We start from the raw sequence: 23372 nt of genomic DNA on the forward strand, positions 1-23372 counted from the left end.
CTTTTTCGCCGAACCGGCATTCACCTCGACGTCGCGGGCGAGGTTTCCGCAAAGGATCGGCCGCACGCTTCGACCAACTCGCTTGTCCCCCCGGTCATCGAAGCCGGTCGGACGAGCGCCGTCCATGACGAATCATGACGTCCGCGAGCGATCCGCCTCCTCCGGAGCAACCACAATTTAACGGCCTCTTCCGTTAATCGGCCGGCGGAAACGGAGTGGGCTCGACCAATGACCATGGCAGCGGACGGAGCCCGGCATGCCGGTTTGAGCGGATCGTCCCGAGCGACGGCGTTTCTCGCGCTGTTCGTCGCCACGATCTTCCTCTCGGCCCTGCTGCTCTTCGGCGTCCAGCCGATGTTCACCAAGATGGTGCTGCCGGTCCTCGGCGGCTCGCCCTCGGTCTGGTCCGTGGCGATGGTGGTGTTCCAGTCCCTGCTTCTGGCCGGCTACGCCTATGCCCATGCCCTGGCCCGCTACCTGCCGCTGCGCGTCGCCGCCCCGCTCCACCTCGCCGTGATGGGCTGCGCCCTGGCGGCTCTGCCGATCGAACTGGCCGCGGGCTGGGGCAAGCCGCCCGCCGATGGGGAAGCCGTCTGGCTGCTCGGGCTGTTCCTCGTTTCGGTGGGCCTGCCGTTCTTCGCCCTGTCGGCGAACGGGCCGCTGCTGCAGGCCTGGTTCTCGCGCTCGAACCACCCCCATGCGCGCGACCCGTACTTCCTCTACGGGGCGTCGAACATCGGCTCTTTCACGGCCCTGATCGCCTATCCCCTCGCCATCGAGCCGCTCCTCACCCTGCGCGACCAGAGCCGGGTCTGGATGCTGGGATTCGCGGTTCTCGCCGGACTGATCGCGATCTGCGCCGCCGCAGCCGCGCGCAACGCCTCGGCCCCGTCCCGGATCGCGGCCGGCGTCGCGGCGGCCTCCGCCTCCCGGCGTGAGATCTGGCGCCAGCGGTTCGGCTGGATCGCCCTCTCCCTGGTGCCCTCGGGCCTCCTCGTCTCGGTGACGGCGCACATCTCCACCGATGTGGCGGCCGCGCCCCTGCTCTGGGTCGCGCCCCTGGCGCTGTTCCTCCTCACCTTCGTCCTCGCCTTCCGCGAGCGGATGGTCCCGTCCCAGACCGTCCTCGCCTGCCTCCAGGTCTTCGGCACCGCGATGGCGCTCCTGCCCATGACGGCGGCGTTCCCGCTCGGCATCGGATTGGCGCTCCATCTCGGCCTTTTCTTCGTCAACGCCATGATCTGCCACGGGGCGCTCTACACGCGCCGCCCGGATGCGGCGCGGCTCACCGAGTTCTATCTCTGCCTGTCCTTCGGAGGCATGCTCGGGGGCATCTTCTGTGGGCTCCTCGCGCCGCGCATCTTCTCCACCGTCCTCGAATACCCGATCCTGCTCGTGGCCGCCCTGCTGTGCCGGCCGGACCTGTCCATCCTGTCCGCCGCGTCCTGGCGCGAGAACCGGCGCTCGCTCGCCATCCTGGCCGGGCTGATCGTGCTGGCCCTCCTGATCAACCTGACGATCCTGCCACGCTCCTGGCTCATCGTCGGCGCCCTCTGCCTGATGGGGGCGATGATCGCATTCTGGCGCAAGCCGCAGAACGTGGCGCTTCTGGCGATGGGCCTCGCCCTGTTCTCGGCCACGGTCAGCGGAGCCCTGACCTCGGGCGCGTCGGTGCGCTCGTTCTTCGGGGTGCACAAGATCGCCACCTCGACGGACGGACATTTCCGCACCCTCAGCCACGGCACCACCCTGCACGGCGCGATGCGGATCGCCAACGAGGACGGTACGCCGTTCACCGGGCGGCCCGAGCCGGTGACCTACTTCACCATGGAGGGCGGCATCGGCCGCGCGATCGCCGCCGTCCGGTCACGCCAAGGCGGACGCCTCGACACGGTGGCCGTGGTCGGGCTCGGTGCCGGCAGCCTCGCCTGCCATGCCCAGGCCGGCGAGGCTTGGACCTTCCTGGAGATCGACCCGGAAGTGGTCCGCATCGCGCGGAATCCCGCCCTGTTCCGCTTCCTCGGAGCCTGCGCCCCCGATGCCCGGATCGTCCTCGGCGATGCGCGCCTGACCCTGGCCGACGAGCCCGGTGGGAAGAGCCTGATCGTGGTCGACGCCTTCTCCTCCGACTCGATCCCGAGCCATCTCATGACGCGGGAAGCACTGGCGCTCTACGCCGCGAAGCTCGCGCCCGAAGGCGCCCTCGTCGTCCACATCTCGAACCGGCACCTCGAACTGCGCCACATCCTCGCCCGCGCGGCAGCCGACAAGGGCCTCGTCACCTTCGTCCGCGACGGGCGCCTGATGGACAGCATCGACGGACCGCGCTTCCGTCAGGCCTCTATCGTCGTCGCCATCGCCCGCGACGAGGCCCATCTCGGGACGCTCGCCGAACCGGGCGAGTGGACGCGGGTCGTGCCCGACATGGGCCGCCGTCCCTGGAGCGACGATTTCAGCAACGTCGTCGAGGCCATGCTCGACGAGATGAGGCGATGAGGGGAAAAGCCGCGCCTATTCCGCCGCCGGCCGATCCAGCCTGAGGAGACGCGCGGACCGCGTCCGCAGGGGCCGGCGCTCGGGCTCGGCGCCGGTGACAAGGGAACGGCGGGCATCCGCGATGGCGCCGTGCACGGCGTCGATGGCCAGGATCAGGGCGTTCATCGCGCGGGTGTCGACGTTGCGCTCGCGGGCGTGCTGGACGACGTCGGTGACGAGGTCGTCGGTCTCGCGAACGAGGCCGTCGAGCTGCTCCCTCGTGGTGGCCGAGCGGATGTCCCTGAGGATGTCGAGGAGCCGGTCGAGGACCACGTCCACCCGCTCGCGGCGCTGGCGGGCGAGGCGCTGGCCGAGCCAGGCGATGCCGGAGCCGATGGTGCCGCCGAAAAAGGCGAGCAGGTAGACGTAATCCTCGTAGCGCTCGAACAGGGTCTGCTGCTCGCGCTCGAAATAATCGACCGCGCCCGGATGGTTGGGCAGGCGGGCGCTGGTGGCGGCCACCGACGTCTCGAAATCCGGGGCCTTCATCAGGTTGGCGATGGGCGCGCCGGGCGCCAGCTTCGAGCGCCATTCGAACAGGTGCTGGGTGACGGAGGCCACCGAGTAGCGGCTCACCCCGCCCCGCGCCATCAGCCGGTAGGAAGCGCCCACCGTCTTCACGTCCTCCTCGGGGCGCTTGGGCCGGCCGCCGAACGTGCCGGCGGGGATCGTCGCCGATTGCAGTTCGGGCATCCGCTGCACGATGGCGTCGCCGTCGGGGACGGAGACGATGGTGATCTTCTTCTCGTGGGAGGCCATCTCCACCGCCCGGACCGTGGAGATCGCGGCCTTCGAGGTCGGCGCCGCGATGACGGCGACGGCGTCCACGGTGCCGGCCTGCAGCGCGGCGGTCACCTCGCCGGGCTTGAGCGGCACCAGGGCGATATGGCCGGCGGTGAGGGCATGGCCGGGCTCGGGCGCCGGCACGGGGGTGAAATCGTAGAAGCCGAGGAGGTTGGTGACGAAGGGCCGGTCGGCCGCGTGTCGTTCGACGATGCCGAGGCGCTTGGTCGCGAGGTCGGGGAAGCTCTCGATCGCGCTGGCCTCGGGGGTGGCGATGAGAAGCGTCTCCTCGTGAAGGAGCGCAAGCGTCAGGCCGTTATCGGGCAGGAAGACGTCGGGCCGGACCACGGCGAGATCGGCGTTCCCGGCCTGGAGCGCGGCGGCGCTGTCGCGCACGTCGTCATAGGTCCGCACGTTGAGGCGCACGTCCTCCCGCGCCCGTTTGAGGGCCTGGGCATAGGTTTCGAGCAGTTGCGCCTCGGCCCCGTCGCGCGGGCCGACCGCCACGGTGAGCACCGTCGGGCGCGACAGGTAGACCACGGCGGCCGCGAGAACGGCGAAGCCGAGGCCGAGCGCGACCAGGAGCCACTCGCGCTTCAGGAGGAATGCCGGCATGACATGCATGCGTCCTCTCGGGGTAAGACAGGCAACCGGTTCACGGTCGAGACGATGCGCCTCATGATCCTGAAACCTGTCCGAAGCGTGATGAACCGATGAGCGCTCGAAACGTTGCAGCGGGACGTGTCGTGCCCTCGCGACAGGCAAAATCCACGCCCCGCGAGGCAAAGCCAATGTCGCGCGAGGCAGAGCCCACGCCCCGCGCGGCGAAACCTACGCCGCCGATCACGGCCGCGTATCTGGAGCGCGTCGCCCTGCAGTATCTGGAGCGCTACAGCGCCTCCGTAGCGATGCTGCGCCAGACCTTGGAGCGCCGGGTCGCCAAGCGGTGCCGGCTCCGGGACGAAGACCCCGCCGCCTTCGCCGAGACCGTCGCCGCCATCGTGGAGCGCGCCCGTTCCTCCGGCCTCGTGGACGACGCCCGGTTCACCGCCGCGCGGGCGGCGACCCTGCGCCGGCGCGGGGCCTCCGCCCGCGGCCTCTCGGCCAAGCTCGCCGCCAAGGGGGTCGACCGGACGCTCATCGCCGAAACCCTGGAGACCGAGCGCGACCGGGGTGAGGAGGAGGGCACCGATGCCGAGGAGGTGGCGGCCCGCGCCTATGCCAAGCGCCGCCGGCTCGGCCCGTTCCGCCGCCCCGACCTCCGCGCCGCCCACCGCGACAAGGATCTCGCCTCGATGGCGAGGGCCGGGTTCTCGTACGGATTGGCGAAAACGATCGTCGACGAGGAGGTGAATGCGGAGGACGGGCTCGACCGGTGATGGCCGTCTCGTCGTGAGCCGGGCGGTGCTGCCCCACTCCTCGCACGCCTACGGCATTCACACCTTTCGCGCGCTACGCGGCCGTCCTCCCACTTGTGGGGAGGAATTGGAGGTGGGGGTGGTTGGGTGACCCTCAGCCGTCGGAGGCCAGCGGCGCCACCCCCACTCCTGACCTCTCCCCACAGGGGGGAGAGGGACGCGCGATGCCAGATGAACCCGGTGGTCCCACATGCGGGGAGACGGGAAAGCGCGCTGCGACATTTTCGGCCGCGCCCGACAAAAACTTGAACGAAACACGAACGACGCGCATGTCCCTGTCATGGACGAGACCCTCGCCAAGAAGCTGCGCATCCTGGCCGATGCCGCGAAATACGATGCGTCCTGCTCCTCGTCGGGAGCGCCCAAACGGGTGGCCGGCAAGGGCGAACTCGGCTCGACCACCGGCGCCGGCATCTGCCACGCCTACACGCCGGACGGGCGCTGTATCTCGCTCCTGAAGATCCTGCTGACCAATTACTGCCTGTTCGACTGCGCCTATTGCGTGAACCGGCGCTCCTCCAACGTCGCCCGCGCCAAGTTCACCGTCGAGGAGGTCGTGACCCTCACGGTGGAGTTCTACAAGCGCAACTATATCGAAGGGTTGTTCCTCTCCTCGGGCATCATCAAGTCGCCCGACCACACGATGGAACTTCTGACGCGGGTGGCGAAGTCCCTGCGGCGCGACCACGGCTTTCGCGGCTACATTCACCTCAAGTCGATCCCGGAGGCGAGCCCGTGGCTGGTGGAGGAGGCGGGGCTCTATGCCGACCGGCTCTCGATCAACCTCGAACTCCCCACCGATGCCAGCCTGCACCGGCTGGCGCCGGAAAAGAACGGCCCGGTCATCCAGAACGCGATGAAGCAGATCGGCGCCCGGATCACCGAGGCGAAGGCCGAGAAGCGCCGGTTCTCGCCCGCCGGGCAGTCGACGCAGGTCATCGTCGGTGCGGACACCACCACCGACGAGGCGCTGATCCGCAAGAGCGCCCTCCTGTACGGATCGTTCAACCTGAAGCGGGTCTATTACTCGGCCTTCAGCCCGATCCCCGACGGCTCCGCCATCCTGCCCCTGAAATCCCCGCCGCTCCAGCGCGAGCACCGGCTCTACCAGGCCGATTGGCTGATCCGGTATTACGACTTCTCCGCCGACGACGTGGCCGATGCCGCCGAGGACGGCATGTTCTCCCTCGACATCGACCCGAAACTGGCCTGGGCGCTGAAGCACCGGGGGCGTTTCCCCGTGGACGTGAACGCCGCCGACCGCGAGATGCTGCTGCGGGTGCCGGGCCTCGGTGCGCGGGCCGTGGACAAGATCGTGAAGGCGCGCCGCCACACGCGGCTGCGCCTGGACGACGTCGCCCGTCTCACCTCCGGCCTCAAGCGCGCCCGCCCGTTCCTGATTGCCGCCGATTATCACCCGGGACCCGGGGGCACCGACAGGCTGGACCTGCGCGCCAAGCTCGTCGAGCCGGCGCGGCAGCTGAGCTTGTTTTGACGGGGTCGGATGACACGCCGCTCTTCTCTCCCCCCTCCGCCCTCCGATATTCACACATCTCGCGGGCAGCGCGGGTCCCCTCTCCTGGAAGGAGAGGGACAGGGTGAGGTGCGTGACCTCTTCGAAGATGGACCACACCTCACCCCAACCCTCTCCTTCCAGGAGAGGGAGCCCGCCGTGAGCGATGTGGAACACCCTCTGACAAAGGGAACAGCCGTCGAGCAGACGGGTCGATCCAGGAATTCCGCAGAGGGGGCAAGGTCGGGTGGATCACTCCAAACGATCACCCTCCGCGAGGGCGCCGATCTCGACGGGTTCCGCGCCGCAGCGCGCCGGCTCGCCGCCGCATCGGTCCCGCCCGATAGAGCAGTCTGGTCCATCGGGCAGGCCCCCGGCCTGTTCGGACAGGTCTCCCAGCCCGAATCCGGCTCCGATGCGCCACTAAGCCTGCCGCGCGCGGCGGCCGACCTGATCCGCATGGTCGTCCCGCACCGCGACCCCGAGCGCTATGCCCTGCTCTACACCCTGATCTGGCGCGTCATCCATGGCGAGCGCGGGCTGATGGAGGTCGGAAGCGATCCGCTGGTCCATCGCCTCGACCGGATGCGCAAGGCCATCGCCCGCGACCTCCACAAGATGCACGCCTTCCTGCGGTTCCGGCGGACGGAAGTCGATGGCGTCGAGCGCTTCGTCGCCTGGTTCGAGCCGGACCATCACATCCTGGAGGCGGCGAGCACCTTCTTCGTCGCGCGCTTCCGATCCCTGAACTGGTCGATCCTCACGCCTGACGGCTCGGCCCATTGGGACGGCGACACCCTGACCTTCGGGCCGCCGGGACGTCGCGAGGATGCGCCCGAGGCGGATGGGTTCGAGGCCGGCTGGCGCGATTACTACGAGAGCACGTTCAATCCCGCCCGCACCAACCTCGCCGCCATGCGGGCGGAGATGCCGAAGAAGTACTGGCGCAACATGCCGGAGACTGCGGCGATTCCCGGCCTCGTCCGCGCCGCCTCAGCCCGCACGGAAGCCATGATCGAGAGGGAGCCGCAGATGCCGACCAAGCGCAATCCCGCCAAGGCCGTCGCCGCGATGTCCGACCAGGATCCCGCCTCACTGGAGGAGCTCAACGCCATCATCCGGCGCTCCGAGCCCCTGGTGCCGGGCGCGACCCAGGCCGTCCTCGGCGAAGGCCCCGCCCATGCCGCCATCGCCTTCGTCGGCGAGCAGCCGGGCGACCAGGAGGACCGGCAGGGGCGGCCCTTCGTGGGACCGGCCGGGCAGCTCTTGTCCCGCGCCATGGCGGATGCCGGGATAGAGCGGAACGCGGCCTACCTCACCAATGCGGTCAAGCATTTCAAGTTCGAGGAGCGCGGCAAGCGCCGCATCCACCAGAAGCCCACCGCCGGGGAAGTGAGCCATTACCGCTGGTGGCTCGACCGGGAGCTGGATTTCGTGGCCCCCAAACTCGTCGTGGCCCTGGGCGCCACCGCCGTCCTGGCCCTGACGGGCAAGGCGATCCCCATCACCCGCGCCCGTGGCCCGGCCGCCTTCGGCAAGGCCTATGAGGGGTTCATCACCGTGCACCCCTCCTATCTCCTGCGCCTGCCGGACGAGGCCAAGGAAGACGCCTACGTGGCCTTCGTGGCCGACCTGAAACGGGTGGGCGACCTCGCGCGCGAGTTGGGGGCCTAGCCAAGCGGCGGTGGCGTCGCCGGGCTTAGCGCCCCCGTCGTGATGCTACGTTGTCCGAGGACGAAACCCTTCGTAGGTCATGTAGATCAGGGTTCCGGCCAACACGGCGCTGGCCAGACTGTCCCAGATTCCGTCGACGATCAGGGCGATCGCCAGGCTGAGCAGGGTCAGGGCGGCGAGGATCGATGGGATTGCCCAGGTCCGGGACCGGATGAGCGGGCGCGTCTTCATTCCGCGGCTCCTGCGCCAGACGGCCTCGCACCGGGCTGCACCCGCTCGCCGGCCGTCTTCCATCGTCTGCGGGCGATCCAGAGATAGAGCCCGCTGCCGATGACGACGATGGTCGCGAGATCGAGAAGCGCCCAGACGATCTTGAGGGGAAGGCCGCCGTAATCGCCGAAATGCAGCGGTTGCGAGACCAGCAGGGCCTGGATGTACCAGGGCATCGCACGCATGTCGGTGAGCGCGCCGGTCTCGGCATCGATGAGCGCGGGCTTGAGCAGCCGCGAGGTCAGCGGCGTGTCGCCGGCCATGAACACGGCGTAGTGGTTGTTGCTGCTCACGACGGTGCCGGGATAGGCGACGAAGCGCGGGCTCATGTTCGGTGCGGCGGCCTTGGCCGTCGCCACCGCCTCGGCGATGGAGGCGAGGCGGACGGGGCGCGGAGCATCGCGATAGGGCGCGGTCATCTCGGCGAGCTGGCCGAATTGCCAGAGCTTCAGCATGAGGTCGGCCCAGGTGTTCACCACGCCCGTCCCCCCGACGATCAGCGCCCAGCACAAGGTCGCGACGCCCACGAGGTTGTGCCAGTCGAGCCATCGGATCCGCCGCGTCCGGCTGCGCCGGACGGTGCCGAAGTCGAGCTTTCGCATGAACGGACCGTAGAGGACGACGCCGGAGACGATGGCCAGCACGAACAGGAAGCCCATCGCGCCGAGGAAGAGCTTGCCGCCGAGGCCGAGGAACATGTCGACATGCAATCGCAGCAGGAAGCCGACCGGGCCTTCGTTCGGCTTGGGCTCCCGGAGGAGCGCGGCGCTGCGCAGGTCCATGGACAGGATCGTCGTCTCAGGCGGAGGGGAGCGGACCTCCCGGGCGAGATTGACGAAGGCGACATCCGGCTCGTCGTGGTCGAAGACGAGGTACTGGACCACGAGGCCGGGTTCTATGGCCTGGGCCGATGCGACGACCGTGTCCAACGACACGTGCGCCGTCCCCGCCGGCATCGCCGGCACCTCGGGCTCGTAGCCGAGGACGCCGTCGAGCTCGTGATGGAAGATGAGTGGCAGGCCCGTCAGGCACAGCATCGGCATGAAGGCCATGCTGACGAGGCTCGTCCAGGTATGGACGAACGACCAGAGCCGGAAGGCTCGCAGCTGCGGCGCGTCGGGGCCCGTCGCCATCGTCAGAAGTCCAGCTGGGCCGAGACGAGGTAGGTCCGGGGCGCTCCGAGGGTCAGGAACCCGTTTCCGGTGGACGCCCAATAATTCTCGCCCGACACGTTCTCGACGGTGGCCCGCACCGTTACGGGTTTGCCCCACGTGCCGAGGAACGTGTAGCGGAGGCCGGCATCGAACCGCGTCCAATCCGGGATGGGCTGCAGATTGGTCTGATCGTAATATTGGGACGCCGTGTGGATGACCCGGCCTGTCAGGGTCAGGCCGCGCGGCAACCAGGGCGGCAGGTCGTATTCGCCGTAGAGGCTGAGCGTGGTGCCGGGGACACCGGGCGCGACCTTGCCGTCGAAAGCCCCGCCCTCGGTACGGACCAAGCGACCGTCGGTGAAGGCGATGCCCCCGATGAGGCGCGCGCCCGGCGCGATCTCGCCGAACAGACTGAACTCGATCCCCCGGTTCCGCTGCAGGCCGTTGAGCGCGTAGTTCCGCGTCGCCGGGTCCTGGAAGGCGTTGGGCTGGTTGATCTCGAACAGGGCGGCGCTGACGCCGACGACACCGAAATCGTACTTCACGCCGATCTCCTTCTGGTCGGCGATGGTCGGTGGGAGCGCCTGGTTCGGGTTGCTGGCCGTGACCGGCGAGGCACCGCTCGAGAGCAGGCCCTCGATATAGTTGCCGTAGAGCGAGAGGTGCTCCAGGGGCTTGACGACGAGGCCGACCGCCGGCGTCCAGGCGACCTTGTCGTAGCTCGACGTGGCGTCGCCGAAGGCGACGCTGCGGTTGATCTGCATGGACCCGCGGGCATTGCCGACCGGAGACGGACGCCATGGGCCGGCATGATTCTAGTTCGGGATCAGCTCGCGGGCCGGGCCGCCGGTCTCCTGGCCACGGGCCTGGGCATAGAAAGGGAGAGCGGGGTTCTTGGCGTTTCCGCTGTCCGTGTCCGGTCCGCCGAGCCAGGACGCGGACTGCGCCGGCGCCGGGATCGAGCCGGTGATCGTCGGGCTCTCCAGCCGATGCGGGGCGGGCCGGGCCTGGGAGGCCCCGGTCAGGGCGGCGAACGTGCAGGCGGACGCGAAAACGACGGCCGAAAAAGTCTTGATCATCGTCATGTCAGGTCTCCGGTGATTCCTGCTCGATCCGATCTCGTCGAGCAGTGATGCCGGACAGACGACGTCTTCGGCTGCTTATTCCATGACCCTGTCGAAAAATTCCAACGCCATGATCGAGACCAGATCAGCGCGAACGAATACTCGATGCCGAGTGCGAAGTTTTTCGTGCAGACGTGGAATAAACAGGATTTCGCGGCGTCCATGCCCCTGTCGCCGGCCCCGAAATTTGTTCGGTCCGGCCAGCGTGCCGACTGGAGCCCCGCCCATGCCAGGAGACAGGAGATGATGGACATGATGCGCCTCATCGAGCCGCTGATCCCGGCCCTGCGCCGCTACGCGCACGCCCTCCTGCGCAATCCGACCGATGCCGACGATCTGGTGCAGGATTGCCTCGAGCGGGCCGTCACCCGTTGGCATCAGCGCCAGGCCGACGGCGACGCGCGGACCTGGCTCTTCGCCATCCTCCACAATCTCGCGGTGACGCAGATGCGCCAGCGCGCGCGCCGCGGCGCCCACATGCCGATCGAGGACATTGCGGAGGCAAACCTCGCGGTGGCGCCGACGCAGGAGAGTGGCCTGCGCCACCGGGACCTGATGACGGCGCTCGACGCTCTGCCGGAAGAGCAGCGCAGTGTGCTCCTTCTGGTGACGGTGGAGGGCCTGTCCTACGCCGAGACCGCCGACATCCTCGCGATTCCGACCGGGACCGTGATGTCCCGCCTGTCCCGGGCCAGGGACCGGATGATCCAATCGATGGACGGGACCGAAGCCTCCGTCCCTGCCAAGCGCCCGCTCCTGCGGAGGGTGAAATGACCATGCGTCCGATCGGTGAAGACGATCTCCAGGGCCTCGTGGACGAGCGGCTCGATACCGCCCGGAGGCGCGAGGTCGAGGCCTATCTCGATGCCCATTCCGAGGCGCGGGCGCGGGTGGCGCGGATGATTTCCCTGCGCGAGGAGATGCGGGCCGCCTTCGCGCCCATCGCCGCCGAGCCGGTTCCCGCCCGGCTCAACCTGGCGCGGATCGTCGAGGCGCGCCGCCGGCCGGCACGTCCGATCTGGCAGGTTTTCCCCATCTGGCAGGCGATGGCGGCCGGGCTGCTCCTCCTCGTCGGAGGCGCCGGTGGCTGGGGCCTGCGCGAGGTGGTCTCGCCCGTGCCCACCGGCATCGAGGCGCTGGCCCAGTCCGCCAGCATGAACTACGCGGTCTATGCTCCCGACCACACCCGCCCTGTCGAGCTCGCCGCCGCCGACCGGGACGAACTCGCCGGCTGGTTCTCGGCCCGGATGAGGCGGCCGGTGGCGGTGCCGGACCTGAGCGGCTCCGGCTACCGCCTCATGGGAGGGCGTCTCGTCGCCACGCAGCAGGGGCCCGCCGGGCTGCTGATGTACGACGATGGGCACGGCGCGCGCTTCGTCATGTTGATGCGGCCCATGAGCGTTCCCGGCGACGCGCCGATGCGCGCCCACACGACGGAGACGTCGAACGGCTACGCCTGGGTCCAGGACGGGCTCGGCTACAGCCTCGTGGGGGCGGCCGACCCTTCGATCCTGCACCCCCTCGCCAACGAGATTCGCCGCGCAACCGCTAAAGCCATCTGAAGGCCCGCCATGTCCCTCCTGAACGACCTCACCGGGGCCGATCCGGCCTTGAGCCCGCGGGCCGCTTGTCTGCGCCTCGCCGCCATCGGGGCGCTCGTCGCCGGCACGACGGGGGCTTTCGCCTATGCCGGCGGCTGGCTCTCTCCGGGGGACCTGACCCAGGCGCGGATCGTCGACCGCTTCGAGCGGGTGAATGGCCCCCATCCGGGCTTTCGGCGAAACCACGCCAAAGGGCTCTGCCTCGCCGGGCGCTTCGAGAGCAACGGCCGGGGCGCGCGTGTGTCGACGGCGTCGCTGTTTGCCGCGGGACGGGTCACGCCCGTCACCGGCCGCATCGCGCTCGCGGGCGGCCAGCCCTACGCGGCGGACGCGGCCACGACGGTGCGCAGCCTTGCGCTGCGTTTCCACCTTCCCGACGGCGAGGAATGGCGCACCGGCAACAACGACATTCCGGTCTTCCCGGTCCGTAGCCCGGAGGGGTTCTACACGCAGCTTCTGGCCGCCAAGCCCGATCCGGCCACGGGCAGGCCCGATCCCGAGGCGCTCAAGGCGTTCTTCGCCGCGCATCCCGAGAGCGCGCAAGCGGCGGCCCTGATCAAGGCGCGGACGATCACCTCAGGCTTTGCCGACGACACCTTCCGGAGCCTGAACGCCTTCCGGTTCATCGCCACGGACGGGACCCGGACGCCCGTACGCTGGGCGTTCGTGCCGGAGCAGGCCGCCACGGCGGAGAGCCCAGCCCAGAGGGCTCGCGCGGACAACAACGTTCTGTTCGACGACTTCGAGTCCGCCGTCCGTCGGGCGCCCGTGCGGTGGCATCTCGTCGTCACCCTGGGGCAGCCCGGCGACCCCACGGCCGATGCGACGCGTCCCTGGCCGGTCGAGCGGCAGAGCCTGGACGTCGGGACCGTGATCGTCGCGGACACGCAGTCGGAAGCGGACGGCAATTGCCGCGACGTCAATTTCGATCCTCTCGTCTTGCCCGCCGGCATCGTGGGATCGGACGATCCGCTGCTCAGCGCCCGTTCGGCGGCCTATGCGCAATCCTTCACGCGCCGCGCCGGCGAACCGAAAACGCCGAGCGCCGTCCAAAACATGCCCGCAACGGGAGCCGGATTGTGAGCCACACCGCGCGCTTCAACCGGCCGGCCCGGCTGCTGCACTGGACCATGGCGGCCCTGATCCTTGCCATGCTGTTCATCGGCGTGGCGATGGTGACCTCGCTGGCGCACTACCACACCCTGGTCGCGCTGCACCGCCCACTCGGGATCGGCATCCTGGTCCTCGCGCTGTTGCGCCTGCTCAACCGCTGGCGCCATCCGCCGCCCGACCTGCCGTCGGACCTTCCGGGCTGGCAGCGGCGGGCGGCCCATGTCTCGCACGTCTTGCTCTACGGGTTGATGCTCGCGCTGCCGCTGGTCGGCTGGGCGATGCTGTCGGCGGCCGGCTATCCGATCGGGCTCGCCGGCTCCCTCGTCCTGCCGCCGATCCTGCCGCGCGATCCAAGTCTCTATGCGTGGCTCCGTCCGCTTCACACATTCCTGGCCTACACCCTGTTCGGTCTCATCCTCGCCCATCTGGGGGCGGCCCTGATGCATGGGCTGATCCGCCGGGATGGGGTTTTCTCCAGTATGGTCCCGGCTCGGCCGTCCCGTGTCCGCTGATGTGGCACGAAGCGGCGCGCGAAGCCGTCATGCCAGAAACGAAACCGGCCGGTCGCTCGATGTCGGGTGCCGATCAGGCCGGTCTTCCCGATCGTGGGGGTGAGGGTGTGACCAGCGTCGCAGGGGGGCGGGGATGCCGGATGGGACAATAGGATGTCGAACACGAATGGGGCCCCGACCATTGCCGGTCGGGACCCCATATTTGTTTCAAGTTCGGCTGCGACACCAGATCGTCGATGCTCTTCACACCGAACGTCTGGCGTCATGCGCTTCGGCCCAGCCTAAGCTCTGTCCGAAGGCACGGATCGGATCAGCTCCAGGTGAACTCGTTGGTCAAATGGGCCATGGGTGCCTGGCCGGTCACTTCGGTCACGTCGATGCCGGCGCCGATATTGCCCTCGCCCCAGACGATGTTGCCCGGATTTCCCGCGTTCTGATACGAGGAATCCGTCACCACCGTACTCTCGTTCACGCCCCAGAGCAGGGCGTTCGAGAGCGGGTTTCCACGCCCCTGGTCCGCCGCGATGTTGTCGAAGGAGCGGGTGAACTCGAACGTGTTGTTCTGGCCGTAATCCGCGAAGGCGCCGTTGCCCATATGGATCGCGTCGACGTTGCGGACTGTGCCGTTGTTCGATCCCTCGAAGATGACACCCTGGCCGCTCGGTGAGTTGTTGCCGTCGATGACCCCGTTCGAGACGGTGACGTTGTCGCTGTAGTAGATCGAGATGTTGTCCTCGGTCCAGGCGACGTTCGGATCGTTGTGGACGTAGAAGTTGTTGAGGGTGCTGTCCGGCGACTGGCCCATCTGCACGAGTTGCCCGCGGGGGAAGGGCCCGCGCATATCGTACCCTTCGATGTTTTCCAGTTCCGCACCCGGCGAGTATTGGATGAGCACGCCCGTCGACGTGTCGTGGAACGTGGCGTTCGTCACGCTCAGGTCTTCGGCCTCGAAGGCCGAAATCCCGTAATGGTCCGGGGTCCGCTCGGCGCCCGTCTCAGGGGCGCCCACGTTGAAGACCTCCACGTTCTGGATATCGACGTTGTCGCCCTCCATGACGCGGATGCCGGCGCCTTCCTCGGTGCCACCGTTTCCATTGATATGGATGCGGACGTTCTCGACCGTCACATTGTCCACGTGATCGATGTCGATGCCGGGACCGCTATCGACATAGATGTCCATGTCGCGGATGACATCGCCTTCCCGAGCGACGATCGTCCCGTCATGGCGTGTCAGCGGAGCCGTGTCGTCCCCGGGCACCGGATCGGATGGCGGCGCGACCACCGGAGGCTCCTCGGGCGAGGGCGTCGGTCCGATGTCCGGAACCACCGGATCCGGTCCCTCGGAGATGGGATCCGGTTTGCCGACGTCCGGCACCGGCTCTGAGACGCCCTGGCCGAAGTCGTTCGTCCAATGCGCCATGGGCGCCTGGCCGGTCACTTCGGTCACGTCGATGCCGGCGCCGATATTGCCCTCTCCCCAGACGATGTTGCCCGGATTTCCCGCGTTCTGGTACGAGGAATCGGTCACCACCGTGCTCTCGTTCACGCCCCAGAGCAGGGCGTTCGAGAGCGGATGTCCACGCCCCTGGTCCTCCGCGATGTTGTCGAAGGAGCGCGTGGAGTCGAAGGTGTTGTTCTGGCCGTAATCCGCGAAGGCGCCGTTGCCCATATGGATCGCGTCGACGTTGCGGACGGTGCCGTCGTTCGATCCCTCGAAGATGACCCCCTGGCCGCTCGGCGAATTGTTGCCGTCGATGACGCCGTTGGAGACGGTGACGTTGTCGCTGTAGTAGATCGAGATGTTGTCCTCGGTCCAGGCGACGTTCGGATCGTTGTGGACGTAGAAGTTGTTGAGGCTGCTGTCCGGCGACTCGCCGAACTGTACGAGCTGACCGCGGGGGAAGGGCCCGCGCATGTCGTAACCTTCGATGCCCTCGAGTGTGGCGCCCGGCGAGTATTGGACCAGGATGCCCGTCGACGTGTCGTGGAAGGTCGCGTTCGTCACGCTCAGAGCCTCGGCCTCGAAGGCCGAAATTCCGTAATGGTCCGGGGTCCGCTCGGCGCCCGTCTCGGGTGCGCCCTCGTTGAAGACTTCGACGTTTTGGACGGTGACGTTGTCACCCCGCATGATACGGATGCCGGCACCTTCCTCGGTGCCGCCGTTTCCATTGATATGGATGCGGACGTTCTCGATGGTCACGTTGTTTACGTGATCGACGTCGATGCCGGGCCCGCTATCGACATAGATGTCGAGGTCGCGAATGACATCGCCTTCCCGGGCGACGATCGTCCCGTCATGGCGTGTGAGCGGAGCCGTGCCGGCGCCGGATTCCACCAGATCCTGACTGTCGGAGAGAGGCTCCCGGCTGCCCATGTCCGGAACCGGGCTCGAAATACCGTTCTCGGTGAAGCTTGAAACGAAGTCGTATGTCGGGCTCGACCAGAGACCCGTATCGAAGGTGGAACGCTCCTCGTCTTGCGACGCGACGTCATGATGCGAATGCTGCATTCGTTTTCCAGTTGTGTCTGCGATCGGTCCTGATGCCGATCCTCTCAATCCGCGCCGATTCTGGTCACGGATCCCCCTCAGCATCGGCGTTGTCCGCTGACACTATTCCCAAGATTATTATCGCAATGATGAGCGAATAATCGGATTTGTTGATTTATCGGGCAGTACTAAGAAGAACTTCCTCTATGTTTTCCGGCAAATGTACAGATAGGTACACTTCGGTAATCTAGTACTTTATTGATACAACAAATCTTAGTGAGCAGAACTTGTTCAAAATGTGTCGCTGATGATTTTCGATCCTGTCGAGCGGCTCACCGATCGTGCCGGACGAGAGGGGGGAGGCATGCCGGTGCGTGCACAGCGCGGACCCGTTTCTACCGGACGGAAGCTGAGGCCCGGCCCGGCGATCAATCATCGAATCGAGAGCGGTGGAGCGGGGCGGCGGGAGTTGGGAGGAGGCCGTCTTCACCCGAAGGCGGGAGGTGGCCTCGGATGCTGCCGGCCGCTCCGAGCGGGTGGGTGCAGGCTCGAATGCCCGACCTGGCGGGGCCACCGTCGCTCAAGACGGACGTAGTCCCGATGCGCACTTCCTCGCGGAGCCCAAGGCCGCGATGATACGGGTGGTGCGCTCCCGATCAATACAGTCGATTGCAACACTCTGGATAGCGTCGAACGCCCGCTCATATCATCGTATGTGGAAACAATCTGATGATATACAATGTCCAGTCCTTGAGGGCGGTCGCAGCCTATCTCGTCGTCTGCTTCCACTGCCAAGTCTTGCTGTTCGGCCATCTCAAATACTCGATGGGCTCCTGGGGGGTCGATATCTTCTTCGTCATCAGCGGGTTCGTGATGGCCTACACCACCGACGGCCGGATCGCGCCACCATATCAATTCATCATGAAACGGCTGGTTCGCGTCGTTCCGCTGTACTGGTTCATGACGATGGCCGTTTTTCTCGCAGCCCTCTCGATGCCCTTCCTGTTTCGCAGCATCGATGACGGGCTGGGTCATCTGCTCATGTCGCTGGCATTCATCCCCTTCGAGAAATCGAACGGCTTGATACAGCCTATCCTGTTCCTTGGATGGACTCTAAACTACGAAATGTTCTTCTATTGTCTCTTTTTTCTGGGTCTGTACGTTTATCCGGAAATAAACCGGTACATTTATGTCAGTCTTGTCATCGTGGCCCTCGTGATGATCGGGCTGCTGCTTCGGCCAGAAAATGCGCTGGGCCGATTCTATACGAATGCTATTATCCTTGAATTCGCTGCGGGCATGTGGATTTGCTATGTTGTCCGCCGCATCACTGTTCCGGCTGGTCTTCTCAACGTCTCGATGATCGGCGCCTTGGGCCTCGCCAGTTTCGGTCTGTTGCTGGCGGCAGAATTTCTTTGGCCGACAGCACCTCGCTTCGTCGCACTTGGTTTGCCGGCAGCCTCACTCGTCACTGCCGCAGTGTTGCTGGAAGCCAACGGCATCAGTTCGAGAACCGCCTTTGCCGTCGAGCAGGGAGACAGTAGCTATGCGCTGTACCTCACGCACTTCCTGTCTTATCAAGTATGTGAGAAAGTATTGTTTAAATTCTTTGATCCTCAGAATTTCTCTCTGAGGATGGTCGCATTCGTCGGCGCAGTCGTACTCGCCGGACTCGTTGCCCGGATCGTACATCGTCGGATCGAGGTTCCTTTGACTCAATGCGTCAGAGGCTTGTTCAGTGGCCTGAAGCGCCCGTCTCACGCTAGTTCATAGATATTTTCCGAAATATCCGATGTCATTCTGATTATTTGATAATATAATTTTATTATGCTAGGTGAAAGCAACTATACAAATTAAAAATAACCGGATGCACAATTTATAATCCTCAGGATCTATTTGTTCCGTCATCCTCCGGCAACTTGTGCACCCACGCGGTCGCTGATGTTTGCGAGACCATCGAGGCGGTCCGAGCACGGGGGCTCCACGTCCCGCCCTACGGTCGCGACCTGCTCAGAAGGCGTAGCGAACGTGGCAATAGGGCATCAGCTCGGCCAGATGATCCTTGAGGCGCGCGATCCATCGGCCCTTCCAGCCGGTTCGATAGCGCAGGTTGTCGCCTCCTCCCTGCGACCGTTTCCCCTCCTGGATGTCGGGCCGCCAGAGCAGGTCTTCCGCGCGGGGGTGCCAGTTCAGGTTGACCGCGTGGAGATCCGCATTGTGCGTGAGCAGGATGATCTCGGCCTTGAGCTGTGCCTTGGCCGCCGGGCCGATCCCCTCGTCGATGGCGGTGAACAGGTCGCGCCAATCGGCTTCCCAGCCTTCGTAGAGGATGACCGGCGAGAAGTTCACGTGGACTTCGAAACCGGCCGCCACGAAATCGTCGATGGCGGCGATGCGCTCATGCATCGGCGCCGTGCGCACATCGACGACCTTGGCGATCCGCTCCGGCATCAGCGAGAAGCGGATACGGGTCTTGCCCCGGGGATCATAGGTGAGCAGCTCCCGGTTCACGGCCTTCGTGGCGAAGGAGGCCTTGGCGTTGGGGAGATCGCGGAACAGGCCGACCATGTCGCGCACGTTGTCCGACAGGGTCGCGTCCACGGACAGATCGCCATTCTCGCCGAGATCGTAGACCCAATGGGCCGCATCCACCGTATCGGGCTCCGGTAGCGGCCCCTGGCGTGCGGCGTGGCGTGTGATCGCGGCGCAGACCTGCTCGATGTTCACGAAGAGGGAGATCGGATTGGCGAAGCCCTTGCGCCGGGGGACGTAGCAGTAAGCGCAGGCCATCGCGCAGCCATTCGAGGTCGAGGGCGCGATGAAGTGGGCGCTGCGCCCGTTCGGCCGCATCGTCAGGCCCTTCTTCACACCGAGCACCAAGGTCGAGCGTTTGATCCGCAGCCAATCCTCCGCGGAGCCTGCGTTTCCGTGCAGGTTCGGGATGTTCCAGTGCGACGGGACCTCGATCCGCTCGGCGTGGGGAAAACGGTCGAGGATCGCGAGCCCGCGCCCGAAATTCGCCACGGCGGGCTCGTGGTAGATCGTGCGGATATCCAGGATGTCGCGGGAAAGGGCCATGCGGTGTCCAGCGGCGCGCCGTTGCACCTCGGCCGGATAGATAGGGCGGTGAGCGCCGGAGAGGATGACGTTCCGGCCGGGGCGCGGCTCCGCGGACACGTCGTTAACAGGAAGTTACCGTCCGCCCCTTTGTGGCGGCACCGAAACATGCGCTCAAGGCGCTTGCGTGCGGCTCCCGTCGCAGGAGGTGAAACCATTGCCTTGGCTACCGCGTATTCCAGGCATGGTCAGTTTCGACATGCTCATCGATGATCTGGAACGAGAGAAGCAGGCGCTCGTGCAGGACACGGCACGCCGTGGACCTGCGTCCTATGCCGTCATCGATATGCTGATCGCGCTCGACCTGAAGATCTTCGCCTTGAGAACGCTGAGCGAGGACCGCTGAATCCGGCCCGGACAGGACCGGGTCGCTCGTCTCGATGTCGTCGAAACCACCGGATTCTGCCTGCGGCATCGAAAGGTCCGAGCGCCTCGGACGGCGCCGGGTCGCATCCCGCACGCGGGGGAGTTCGTGTTCCGGGGCGAGCGTCGGTCGTCGGGTTTACCGCTCGTGGAGCCTGTCAGGCCGCGGCGACGTTCTTTTTGGCAAAGGCGAACTTGTACGCGTCTGCGGCGGGTAACGGCTCGCTCAGGAGGTAGCCCTGGGCTTCCGTGCAGCCTTCGCGACGGACGCGAGTCAGCTGCGCTTCGTCCTCGATGCCCTCCGCCGTGATGCTCGCCCCCAGCCGTTCGCCGAGTCCGACGATGGCGCGCACGATGGCGGCCGTGTCGGCATCGGCGATTTCACGAATGAACGAACGGTCGATCTTGATCTTGTCGAAGGGAAACCGCCGGAGGTAGCTGAGCGACGAGTAGCCGGTGCCGAAATCGTCCAGGGCAATGCGGACCCCGAACGCGCGAAGCCGGTGGAGGCAGGCGGTCACGCTTTCCACGTCACCGATCAGCACGCTCTCGGTGATCTCCAGTTCCAGACGGTTCGGCGGCAGGCCGGAAGCGGCCAAAGCCGATATCACGCAATGTTCCAGGCCGGGCTCCGCGAATTGCACCGCCGAGACGTTGACCGCGACCCGCAGATCGCCCGGCCAGGCCGCAGCTTCCCGGCAGGCTTCCTGCAAAGCCCATGTCCCGAGGGGAACGACGAGACCGGTCTCTTCGGCCAACGGAATGAAATCGGCGGGCGAGACGATGCCTCTCACGGGGTGGTGCCAGCGCATCAGCGCCTCGAAGCCGCTGGCGGTGTCGGTGGCAAGGTCGATGATCGGCTGATAATGCAGTTCGAACTCGCCGAGCCGCACGGCTTCGCGCATGTCGAGTTCGAGGACGTTTCGCTCTGCGATCGCCGCATCCATGGCGGGTTCGCAGAAGCGGAACGTGCCTCGGCCGGCCGCTTTCGCGCGGCCGAGGGCGATGTCGGCGTTCTTCAGCAACTGGTCCGGGTCGCCGCCGTCCTGAGGCCCGACGGCGATGCCGATGCTGACGCCGACGCTGACCGAACGACCGTCGAGATCGAAAGGCCGCTTCAGCGCCTCGATGACCTGCTGCGCTGCGGCACTGGCATTCTGAGGTTGGTCGAGTCCCCTCAGCACGATGGCGAATTCGTCGCCGCCGAGCCGGGCGACGGTGTCCCCCTCGTGAACGTTCGCCGTCAGGCGCTCTGCGACCTGGCGCAGCAGGCTGTCTCCCGTCGGGTGACCGAGGCTGTCATTGATCGCTTTGAAGCGGTCCAGATCGCAGGCGAGAACCGCGAAGATGTGCCCGCGCCGTTCGACATTGTCCATTTCCCGGCCGAGTCTGTCGCGGAACAGCACGCGATTGGGCAAGCCGGTCAAGGCATCGTGCAACGCCAGATGCTCCAGCTGCTGTTCCGCATGCTTGCGCCTTCCGATGTCGATATGCGTCCCGACGATGCGCACGGGGATTCCTTCCGCATCGCGCGTCACCACCTTGCCGCGCGACAGGACCCAGCCGTAGGGGCCGGCCTTCGTCCGCATCCGGAGCTCGCATTCGAAAACCGGCGTCCGTCCGTCGATATGGTCCGATAGGAGCCGCCGGGCCGTCGCTGCATCGTCGGGATGCATCAACTGTTGCAAGGCGCGCATATGTCCGTCGATCTCGCCCGGTCGTCGCCGAGCATGGTCTGCCAACGGTCCGAGAACCAGATGTTGCCCGTGGGGATGTTCCAATCCCAGAGGCCGTCGCTGCCGCTGTCCAGGGCGAAAGCGAGCCGTTCCTCGCTGGACCGTAACGCCGTTTCGGCGGCCTTGCGGTCGGTGACGTCGCGAAGCGACGACACGTAGCCGATGGGCTCGGACGAGCCCGGCAGGCGCGTGACCTTGAGGCACGCCTCGATCCACACCCAGGACCCATCCCGCCGACGATGGCGCTGGGTCGTGATGGCCCCTTCGATCCGGCCTGCTACGAGATCGGCGAGGACCTGCTCAAGGTCGGCGACATCGTCCGGATGGATGAAATCGAGGGGCCGAGTGCCGATGATGTCCTCCGGGCGATAGCCGAGGACGGTCATCGAGGCAGGCGATACATACCGGCGGGTCCTATCGAGATCGGACCAGATGATGACGTCGGTGGTATTCTCGGCGAGGAGCCTGTAGGCGGCTTCGCTTTCGCGCAAGGCGTGATTGGCCCGGCGCATACGGTCGACGAACAGGGCGAGTGCCGCGAAACCGACAATCGTGAGCATGATCGCGGCGATGCCCGCGGCGAGCGCGAAATGCGGCAGACTCGATGCCGTGTCGGGCGCGGCCATGTTCGGAACCAGCTCGGCCGCGCCCATGGCGATGAAATGCACGCCCGCGATGGAAACCGTTAGAAGCATCGCCGCCACGGCTGTCGCGTATCGCAGCGTGTCACGCGCGAAAATGACGAAGGCGATGGCGGTAAGCGACCAGCCGACGAGCAGCGCGGTCACGAGGAGCGGCAAGTTCATTGATTGGACGACGGCGAACCGGATACTCGCCATCCCCGCGAGATGCATCCCCGTCATGCTCATGCCCAGGATCACCGCGGCCCCTACGGCCACCACGGGTATGGCGCACCACCGGGACAAGGTGAGCGCCGCCATGGAACCGAGGATGCCGACGAGAAGCGAGACGAGGGTGAGTTTCAGATCATAGGCGATCGCGATGCCGGGGTCGTAGCCGAGCATCCCGATGAAGTGGGTGCTCCACATCCCGGCACCGGCCGAGAAACCAGCCGCGAACAACCAGGCCCATGTCTCGAAGCCCCGGCTCCGAAAAACGTGGCGAGCGAGCCGCAGGGCAGTATGGCACGATACCCAGCATACGAGCGCCGCCAGCGGCAGGACCCACCAATGATGCTGCTCGGTCATGCACAAAAAGGCACGATACATTCTACGACAGCCTTTCGCCACCTTAGGGGCGACACTGCCGAAGTGTGGTTTAACAAAATCGGAATTTTGGCCGCAAAATAGAATATAGCTCTATTTGAGGAGTGGATTGCTTCAATGGAGCCTGCTCTTCGAGCCTCGGCGCCGATCCGTTCCCATGCCGATTGTTGATGATGGGCCATGCACGGCGACCCTCGCCGTGTAAGGCGGCGGACAATCTGCCTTGATGCGCGCGCATCGCCCGCCTCTCGGAGGGGGCGGACCGGCTACTTCCATCCGCCCCCGGGCAGGCGGCCGTGATAGGGCGTGTTGCGGCAATGGCCCCACGGCCCGCGCCAGTAACCGGGAGGGCAGCCATTGCCGGCCCGTGCCTGATACCACCCGCCCGGAAGACGTCCGACATAGGGTGTCGAGCGGCAATGCCCCCATGGGCCACGCCACGCTCCGGGGCCGCAGCCGCCCGCGACACGCAGCACGGGTGCCTCGCTCGCGGAGGCTGGGGCGATGGGAAAGGCCATCGCCGGCAGCGATGCGACGCTAAAGATGGCGACCAGGGCGACGAGGCGTGGCTTCACGTGCTGATCCTCTCATGACGAGGGAATTACACATGGGCGCGTCACGTTCGGCAACCAACATCATGAGCGGCGGTTAGCGAAATCTATCGACAAACTGCGCATTCATTGATGAATGTCGCTAAGGCGTGCGCGAAGACGCTGGGCGCCTCCTGTCGCGGGTCGCGAATTCC

Annotated in this window: 20 protein-coding genes; 10 read left to right on the top strand and 10 right to left on the bottom strand. The window is 66.3% G+C overall.

Annotated elements, in window-relative coordinates:
- The first annotated feature begins 228 nt into the window (after nt 1–228).
- On the top strand, nt 229–2496 hold the full coding sequence (locus tag MBTS_RS13280; RefSeq protein WP_192215838.1) for a fused MFS/spermidine synthase: 2268 nt from the start codon (nt 229–231) through the stop codon (nt 2494–2496).
- Nucleotides 2497–2511: 15 nt separating this feature from the next.
- On the opposite strand, the gene MBTS_RS13285 is transcribed toward MBTS_RS13280, so the two are convergent.
- Nucleotides 2512–3942: a TAXI family TRAP transporter solute-binding subunit gene (locus tag MBTS_RS13285; protein WP_056145003.1), complete on the bottom strand. Its 1431-nt coding sequence runs from the start codon at nt 3940–3942 to the stop codon at nt 2512–2514.
- A gap of 167 nt (nt 3943–4109) precedes the next feature.
- On the opposite strand from MBTS_RS13285, the gene MBTS_RS13290 reads away from it, so the two are divergent.
- From MBTS_RS13290 to MBTS_RS13300, 3 genes are all read left to right on the top strand, one after another.
- Entirely contained in the window at nt 4110–4697 is a 588-nt protein-coding gene (locus MBTS_RS13290; protein ID WP_192215839.1) for a RecX family transcriptional regulator, read from the top strand.
- A 319-nt stretch (nt 4698–5016) separates the two neighbouring features.
- Nucleotides 5017–6231 carry a putative DNA modification/repair radical SAM protein gene (locus MBTS_RS13295; protein WP_056422010.1) on the top strand — a complete coding sequence of 405 codons (1215 nt, stop codon included), beginning with the start codon at nt 5017–5019 and terminating at the stop codon, nt 6229–6231.
- A gap of 282 nt (nt 6232–6513) precedes the next feature.
- Nucleotides 6514–7923 carry a UdgX family uracil-DNA binding protein gene (locus MBTS_RS13300; RefSeq protein ID WP_026176217.1) on the top strand — a complete coding sequence of 470 codons (1410 nt, stop codon included), beginning with the start codon at nt 6514–6516 and terminating at the stop codon, nt 7921–7923.
- Nucleotides 7924–7968: 45 nt separating this feature from the next.
- Here the strand turns inward: MBTS_RS13300 and MBTS_RS13305 are convergent, their stop codons facing one another.
- Genes MBTS_RS13305 through MBTS_RS13320 form a run of 4 tightly spaced genes read right to left on the bottom strand, consistent with a single transcriptional unit; the run spans nt 7969 to nt 10432 of the window.
- A complete protein-coding gene (locus tag MBTS_RS13305) occupies nt 7969–8154 on the bottom strand; it encodes a hypothetical protein (RefSeq protein ID WP_192215840.1) in 186 nt (61 codons plus the stop codon).
- Nucleotides 8151–9326, bottom strand: coding sequence for a PepSY-associated TM helix domain-containing protein (locus tag MBTS_RS13310; protein ID WP_192215841.1), 1176 nt, complete (start codon nt 9324–9326; stop codon nt 8151–8153). The genes MBTS_RS13305 and MBTS_RS13310 overlap by 4 nt, the downstream gene beginning before the upstream one ends.
- A gap of 2 nt (nt 9327–9328) precedes the next feature.
- The gene (locus tag MBTS_RS13315) at nt 9329–10111 is read right to left on the bottom strand and encodes a TonB-dependent receptor (RefSeq protein ID WP_147831087.1); all 783 of its coding nucleotides are present in this window, start codon (nt 10109–10111) and stop codon (nt 9329–9331) included.
- Nucleotides 10112–10162: 51 nt separating this feature from the next.
- On the bottom strand, nt 10163–10432 hold the full coding sequence (locus MBTS_RS13320) for a hypothetical protein (protein WP_192215842.1): 270 nt from the start codon (nt 10430–10432) through the stop codon (nt 10163–10165).
- 282 nt (nt 10433–10714) lie between these two features.
- Here MBTS_RS13320 and MBTS_RS13325 point away from each other — a divergent pair, with 282 nt between their 5' ends.
- Genes MBTS_RS13325 through MBTS_RS13340 form a run of 4 tightly spaced genes read left to right on the top strand, consistent with a single transcriptional unit; the run spans nt 10715 to nt 13697 of the window.
- Complete coding sequence (locus tag MBTS_RS13325; protein WP_026176215.1) at nt 10715–11245, top strand: sigma-70 family RNA polymerase sigma factor; 531 nt, start codon at nt 10715–10717, stop codon at nt 11243–11245.
- On the top strand, nt 11242–12033 hold the full coding sequence (locus tag MBTS_RS13330; protein ID WP_192215843.1) for an anti-sigma factor family protein: 792 nt from the start codon (nt 11242–11244) through the stop codon (nt 12031–12033). Before MBTS_RS13325 ends, MBTS_RS13330 begins: the two co-directional genes overlap by 4 nt.
- A gap of 9 nt (nt 12034–12042) precedes the next feature.
- A complete protein-coding gene (locus MBTS_RS13335) occupies nt 12043–13155 on the top strand; it encodes a catalase family peroxidase (RefSeq protein WP_192215844.1) in 1113 nt (370 codons plus the stop codon).
- Nucleotides 13152–13697, top strand: a complete 546-nt coding sequence (locus MBTS_RS13340; protein WP_192215845.1) for a cytochrome b/b6 domain-containing protein — start codon at nt 13152–13154, stop codon at nt 13695–13697. The genes MBTS_RS13335 and MBTS_RS13340 overlap by 4 nt, the downstream gene beginning before the upstream one ends.
- A gap of 310 nt (nt 13698–14007) precedes the next feature.
- Here MBTS_RS13340 and MBTS_RS13345 read toward each other — a convergent pair whose 3' ends face one another.
- A complete protein-coding gene (locus MBTS_RS13345; protein ID WP_192215846.1) occupies nt 14008–16206 on the bottom strand; it encodes a right-handed parallel beta-helix repeat-containing protein in 2199 nt (732 codons plus the stop codon).
- Between the two features lie 708 nt (nt 16207–16914).
- On the opposite strand from MBTS_RS13345, the gene MBTS_RS13350 reads away from it, so the two are divergent.
- Nucleotides 16915–17958, top strand: a complete 1044-nt coding sequence (locus MBTS_RS13350) for an acyltransferase family protein (RefSeq protein ID WP_192215847.1) — start codon at nt 16915–16917, stop codon at nt 17956–17958.
- A gap of 237 nt (nt 17959–18195) precedes the next feature.
- Here MBTS_RS13350 and MBTS_RS13355 read toward each other — a convergent pair whose 3' ends face one another.
- The gene (locus tag MBTS_RS13355; RefSeq protein WP_147831096.1) at nt 18196–19263 is read right to left on the bottom strand and encodes a spore photoproduct lyase family protein; all 1068 of its coding nucleotides are present in this window, start codon (nt 19261–19263) and stop codon (nt 18196–18198) included.
- A 64-nt stretch (nt 19264–19327) separates the two neighbouring features.
- Between MBTS_RS13355 and MBTS_RS13360 the strand changes: the two genes are divergently transcribed.
- Nucleotides 19328–19648, top strand: coding sequence for a hypothetical protein (locus MBTS_RS13360; protein ID WP_147831098.1), 321 nt, complete (start codon nt 19328–19330; stop codon nt 19646–19648).
- 175 nt (nt 19649–19823) lie between these two features.
- Here MBTS_RS13360 and MBTS_RS23785 read toward each other — a convergent pair whose 3' ends face one another.
- The 3 genes from MBTS_RS23785 to MBTS_RS13370 form a co-directional block, all read right to left on the bottom strand.
- Complete coding sequence (locus MBTS_RS23785) at nt 19824–21362, bottom strand: putative bifunctional diguanylate cyclase/phosphodiesterase (RefSeq protein ID WP_238254014.1); 1539 nt, start codon at nt 21360–21362, stop codon at nt 19824–19826.
- A complete protein-coding gene (locus MBTS_RS23790) occupies nt 21341–22483 on the bottom strand; it encodes a PAS domain S-box protein (protein WP_238254015.1) in 1143 nt (380 codons plus the stop codon). Before MBTS_RS23790 ends, MBTS_RS23785 begins: the two co-directional genes overlap by 22 nt.
- Nucleotides 22484–22893: 410 nt before the next feature.
- On the bottom strand, nt 22894–23145 hold the full coding sequence (locus MBTS_RS13370; RefSeq protein WP_147831115.1) for a GCG_CRPN prefix-to-repeats domain-containing protein: 252 nt from the start codon (nt 23143–23145) through the stop codon (nt 22894–22896).
- Between the last annotated feature and the right edge of the window lie 227 nt (nt 23146–23372).

It is taken from the genome of Methylobacterium bullatum (genome assembly GCF_014845095.1).
Taxonomy (GTDB): domain Bacteria; phylum Pseudomonadota; class Alphaproteobacteria; order Rhizobiales; family Beijerinckiaceae; genus Methylobacterium; species Methylobacterium bullatum.